Here is a 5409-nt window from a genome sequence, read left to right on the forward strand (position 1 = left end):
CTGAGCGAAGTCGAAGCTGTAGTTTTTATTTAAATTATCTATATGTCCTAACAAGACTGGCGGCAGCTATATATTTAAAGAAATTCGTAAGTAGTTCGGCATAATTAAAAAACAGAACCAGAGAGCATACTGCCCGCGCAGCGGGCGGTATGCTCTTCTAGGTTTTAAGTTTACTTATGCCTAGCTACTTATTAGGTCGTTTGTTTAGGATAGTAGGGACGTTCATCTGTTAAAGGCGGACGTAACCAGAACCTGAGCGTATAAAATACTAATTCTTTGATTTCCGTCCATGCACGTTCGGATTTGACAAAAGCTTCGGCATTAAACAGAAAATATTGCGGCTTGATTTTAAACTGTTTACCAATCGGCCAAGGACATTGTTGGCTGAGATTGCTGTGACTATCGGAAGGATAACTAGCTGTTGTTAAAGAAGCGTTGAGTTCTTGATTTCTAAAGGATAAAAAGGCACGAGTTGCTTCTATGGGCGAGGTGATTAGCAAAATTCGGCGGCTGTTACGGGCATCTTCCTTTAATAATTTATTTTTTTCCAAGGATTTGATCAACTTGCTAATTTCATCGCCACTGCTACGTACGGTTACTCCCGATGGCTCAATAATTACAAAAGAACGAACGGCAGAAATATTGGGGAAGCTGGTCAAGGCACTACACATCTGATCGGCTTCAGTTAGATCGACTTGGGGAATACCATCACTTGGGCTGGCTAGATTGGTAAAATAACCTTCGTAGCGAGGATCGTAACGTAGACCAATATTAGGTATATCCGCCCGACTCGCAATCTCGTTTCTAACATTATCTTTGGTGCGATTGGGGGGCGCTTCAGGTGGGGTGAGACAGGGATAGCCCTTGGTAGCTGGATAAGAGGTGCGTTTACCACCGCTGAGGAGGATATAAGGTTTTTGTTGTGAGTCGGCAGCGTTCCATAGTTTGATGGCTTCTTGGAGACGGGGTTCGTAGGGAGGATTTTCAGCAAGGACGACGATGATATCGTAAACGCCACGTCTAAAATCTAATAGCTCTTGGGGAGTTAAGTCTCTCACGGGACGACGATAGGACTGCTCGATCGCATTATCGCCTTGTTGTTCTAAGTAACAGGTAAATAGTTCTGAGGTGGCGTTGTTTGTAGCGATCGCAAAGATTAGTAAAACTATTAATATTTCTTTTCTAACGATACCAATTTTTTCGGCAGCACCTTTATTGTCAACTTTTTCACCACTTTTAACACTAAGGTTTTTGAGTCTTAGCCAATAATTAAAAAAGAGTAATAGTAATAAAATTCCAACTAGAGTGAATGGAAAGGTAAGAAACTCAACAACGGTTTTGGGGATCGGCTCTTCGACAAATCGAAAGTTCGCAAAAATAATGGCGACTAAAGCCGTAAATATCACTAACCCAAAAAGACGGAACCATTCCTTGGGGATCGCCCTAAACAGAATGACAAAAATTGGGATTGCAATAATCCAAATCAGAATATTGGTTAATAGATCGAACACTACCCCTCCAAAATTCTTTACTATTGCTTGGGCTTAACTGAAAACCGAGAAAGAAGGAGAATCTTCACCACTTCTTCTTTCTCGGTTTTCCCTTGCGTCTCATTCATCATGACGGCTATAAAATGTGTCAGTGCAATATGCTAGTCAATCGGGTTACATCTGTAAAGGGCTTTATAAGGTTTTATAGGGTTTTATAGGGCTTTTTCTGATTAAGTAGCTAAGCAAGCATAAGTAAACCCAAAACCAAAGAGCGTACCGCCCGCTTAGCGGGCGGTACGCTCTTTGGTTTTGGGTTTTAATTTTGTCCTAATAAGACTGGTGGCAGCTATAGATATAAATTATGGGCTTTAATAAAAATAGGTAGTCTATGCCTATTTTTATTAAAGCCATAATTTATGCCTGCTAAAGAAGAGTTACGTTTACCCAGTTGGTTGCGACCACAAATCGGCAAAGCCAATGAAATATCTGAGGTTCAGCGAATTATTAAGCAGAGGGGAATTCATACAATTTGTGAGGAAGGGCGTTGTCCTAATCGAGCCGAATGCTATGCCCAAAAGACAGCAACCTTTTTGCTCATGGGACCAACTTGTACTCGTGCTTGTGGATTTTGCCAAGTGGACAAGGGACATAAACCGATGCCCATCGATCCAGATGAGCCAAGGAAAGTTGCCGAGGCAGTCGAGCTATTAGGATTGGATTATGTGGTGCTGACTTCCGTCGCAAGGGATGATTTAGCAGATCAGGGGGCTAGTTGCTTTGTAGAAACCATGCAAGCAATTAGACGATCGCGCCCTAAAGCAAAAATCGAGGTACTCACACCAGATTTTCGCGGCGATCGCCATTGTATAGAGACCGTGGCTTGCGCTGCTCCCGTCTGTTACAACCACAATATCGAGACGGTGAGACGCTTGCAGGGTAAAGTACGGCGAGGCGCGAAGTACGAACGCTCTCTATCGGTTTTGGCAATGGTGAAGGCGATCAATCCGCAGATAATTACTAAGTCTGGATTAATGGTGGGACATGGAGAAACGATTGAAGAGTTAACCGAGACGATGCAAGATTTGCACGCCGTAGGTTGTAGTTCTCTGACCATCGGGCAATATTTACGTCCATCCCTCGAACATTTACCAGTTCAGAAGTATTGGACTCCTGAAGAGTTCGATCTCTTAGGAGCGATCGCCAATCAGATAGGTTTTGTCCATGTGCGATCGGGAGCCTTAGTACGTAGTTCCTATCATGCTAGCCAATCATTGTAGCTACGTTGCCGCTATCCTCGAAGAAGAGAAGGCTGGCGCGAAGCGCCAAACCTTCTCTTCATTTCATCACAAGACTTGCTACAATCAAAAAAATAGCGGGTAATGGCAACGTCAGTAAATCCACTCCCCGCTAACTCTTGTTCAATGAAACAATTGAGACGCATATATAACTTCCCATGAAGCGAAATGGGTTTTCATCAGCTAAAGCGCTTATTTGAAATGCTTTCTATATAAGCATTTTGGCTTGATCCCTCCGCATAGAAATATCACAACACCATATTTCTATGCACCATACCAAATGCTTTCAATGCGATCGCTTAAATCCAGAGCCATATCATGGGAGTCTGCCAAGATGGTAACGTGACCGAGCTTGCGCCCTACCGATGATGATTTTTTGCCGTACCAGTGCAGATAGGTCTTGGGGAAATTCGCGATCGCCTCGCGCTTTGCTAAATAATCAGCCGCCCCACTGGTATCCTCAAAGCCAAGCAAGTTAACCATTACGGCTACGGGGGCGAGCATCCCTATATCTCCTAAAGGATGCCCACTGACAATGTGCAACAATTGCTCGAACTGTGAAGTCTGACAGCCTTCAATGGTGTAATGTCCCGAATTATGGGTGCGGGGAGCGATTTCATTGACACTGACTTCTCCCGTTGCCGTCAAAAAGAATTCGATGCCGAAGACCCCGATCGCATCAAGGGTATTTACTACCTGATGGGCAATAGTTTCTACCTTGGCTCTGACTGCGGGATCGATCCGTGCGGGGGCAATGGTGCGGCGACATACTTGATGGATTTGGATGGTCTCGACCACAGGATAAATAACCACATCCCCCGATTCTGAACGGGCGGCGATTACCGCAAGCTCACGCTCAAAGGGAATAAACGCTTCGGCGATCGCGGGTAATTGCTGCATACTTTGCCAAGCCGAGCGTAATTCGATTTCATTGTCTACAACCCAAGTGCCTTTGCCGTCATAGCCATGCCGCCTTGCCTTGAGTACCAATGGATAGTTGAGTTGCTCAGCCGCCGCTAATAAGTCTGATTGACTATCTACCGCATAAAATTGGGGTGTAGGAATGCCGCGATCGTGAAAATGCTGTCGTTGATTGAGCTTGTCAACGGAAATTGCTAGGGTTTCTAGATTGGGGAAAAAGAGCAAGTTTCCATCGCCTTGCCGATCGCGCATCGCTTGCAAGGCGGCAATATCGACAAATTCATTCTCAAAGGTAATTACTTGACAATATCCTGCAAGCTGGGCTGTTGCCTCGGCATCATCAACTTTTCCATAAACTACGCGATCGGCAATATCCACGGCTGAGTCGTCAGGGCTGGTTGCTTGTACGGTTAGTTCTAGCCCAAGACTTTTAGCAGCGATCGCCATCATCCATGCTAGTTGACCACCACCAATTACCCCGATTTTCTGCCGAGTAGTCACAACAAAATTCCTGAATCAATATTTCTGTAAATTAACAAATGGCTTCTAATTATATAGCAATCCTAAATGGTTTGTGGAAGCACCCCCTCTCGGCGGGCGCTTCCACAAACCCAAAAATCTACAACGGCAGCTATAGCAAGTTCCTTATACCAAAGCTCAAAATGGCTACGCCATTTTGAGCTTTGAAAACCCTTACTGGGTTTGGTTTTTAATTCACAAAAGTGTGACAACACTTTTGTGAATTGGTATTACCTATTTCGCACTAGCGATTTCGTTTGCAAAAGCAATGGGAAAAGTCGATAATTATGGAATTAAATCGCAGTGATAAGGATTTTATGGGAATAATAAAAGCTAAGGTTGCGACAAAACTTAAAGTGCGTCCCGTTGACTCGGCACAGCTCAAACTACCCAATGAAGCTATTGATGTTCCCATTGGTAAGACCTATGGATTTGATAAAGCCGAACCTGCGGACAATGGACATGTAAAAGTAGTTTTAGCAGCGAATAGTGGCACTTATTTTATATTCCCTTCGCATTGGGATGGCTTGACTCTAACGATCGCGCAAATAGTCAATTCCAAGCAAGCCGAAGCGCTTTTTGAGAATCCCATTACCAACGCGCAGCTCCAAGATTTAAATTCTTGTCTCAATCGCTATAAGATTACAACCGCGCCCAGATTACGCCATTTTCTTAGTCAAATTGCCCATGAATCAGGAGGTCTGCAATATACTGAGGAACTTGCTGATGGTTCGGAGTACGAAGGGCGCGAAGATCTTGGTAATGTCAATCCTGGGGATGGTCCCAAGTATAAAGGTGCAGGTGTAATTCAACTTACGGGTCGGGCAAATTATCAGGCTTTTAGCAATGCGATCGGCGATCCGAAGGTGATGGATGGGGTTGACTATGTTGCTGCTACCTATCCCTTTACGAGCGCAGGATTTTGGTGGGACAACAACGATATGAATGCGTTGTGTGATAGCGGAGCCAGTGTGGCTGATGTCACTTTTCGGGTAAATGGAGGCTATAACGGGCTAGACGATCGCCAATATTATTACGATAAGGCTAGCGGTATCTTTGCCTGATCCAAAATCAAAAAGTCTAATATAGCCAAACATAAAACACAGAAGAGTGTTGCGGCGCGAAGCGCCGCAACACTCTTCTGTGTTTTGTTTTTGTCCTAACATAACTGGCTACTGCTATAA

Annotated in this window: 4 protein-coding genes; 2 read left to right on the top strand and 2 right to left on the bottom strand. The window is 44.3% G+C overall.

What is annotated here, in order from left to right:
• Positions 1 to 191: 191 nt before the first annotated feature.
• On the bottom strand, positions 192 to 1511 hold the full coding sequence (locus AC805_RS10240) for a hypothetical protein (RefSeq protein WP_055075345.1): 1320 nt from the start codon (positions 1509 to 1511) through the stop codon (positions 192 to 194).
• Between the two features lie 395 nt (positions 1512 to 1906).
• Here AC805_RS10240 and lipA point away from each other — a divergent pair, with 395 nt between their 5' ends.
• Positions 1907 to 2767, top strand: coding sequence for a lipoyl synthase (gene lipA / locus AC805_RS10245; RefSeq protein ID WP_055075346.1), 861 nt, complete (start codon positions 1907 to 1909; stop codon positions 2765 to 2767).
• A 282-nt stretch (positions 2768 to 3049) separates the two neighbouring features.
• Here the strand turns inward: lipA and AC805_RS10250 are convergent, their stop codons facing one another.
• Positions 3050 to 4207, bottom strand: coding sequence for a 5-(carboxyamino)imidazole ribonucleotide synthase (locus AC805_RS10250; protein ID WP_072143588.1), 1158 nt, complete (start codon positions 4205 to 4207; stop codon positions 3050 to 3052).
• 305 nt (positions 4208 to 4512) lie between these two features.
• On the opposite strand from AC805_RS10250, the gene AC805_RS10255 reads away from it, so the two are divergent.
• Entirely contained in the window at positions 4513 to 5289 is a 777-nt protein-coding gene (locus tag AC805_RS10255; protein WP_055075347.1) for a hypothetical protein, read from the top strand.
• The last annotated feature ends 120 nt before the right edge of the window (positions 5290 to 5409 follow it).

The organism is Pseudanabaena sp. 'Roaring Creek' (genome assembly GCF_001402795.1).
Lineage (GTDB): Bacteria > Cyanobacteriota > Cyanobacteriia > Pseudanabaenales > Pseudanabaenaceae > Pseudanabaena.

Excerpts from the sequence above, each read along its gene's own strand:
- lipA (WP_055075346.1), top strand. The coding sequence starts at position 1,907 with ATGCCTGCTAAAGAAGAGTTACGTTTACCCAGTTGGTTGCGACCACAA.
- AC805_RS10255 (WP_055075347.1), top strand. The coding sequence starts at position 4,513 with ATGGAATTAAATCGCAGTGATAAGGATTTTATGGGAATAATAAAAGCT.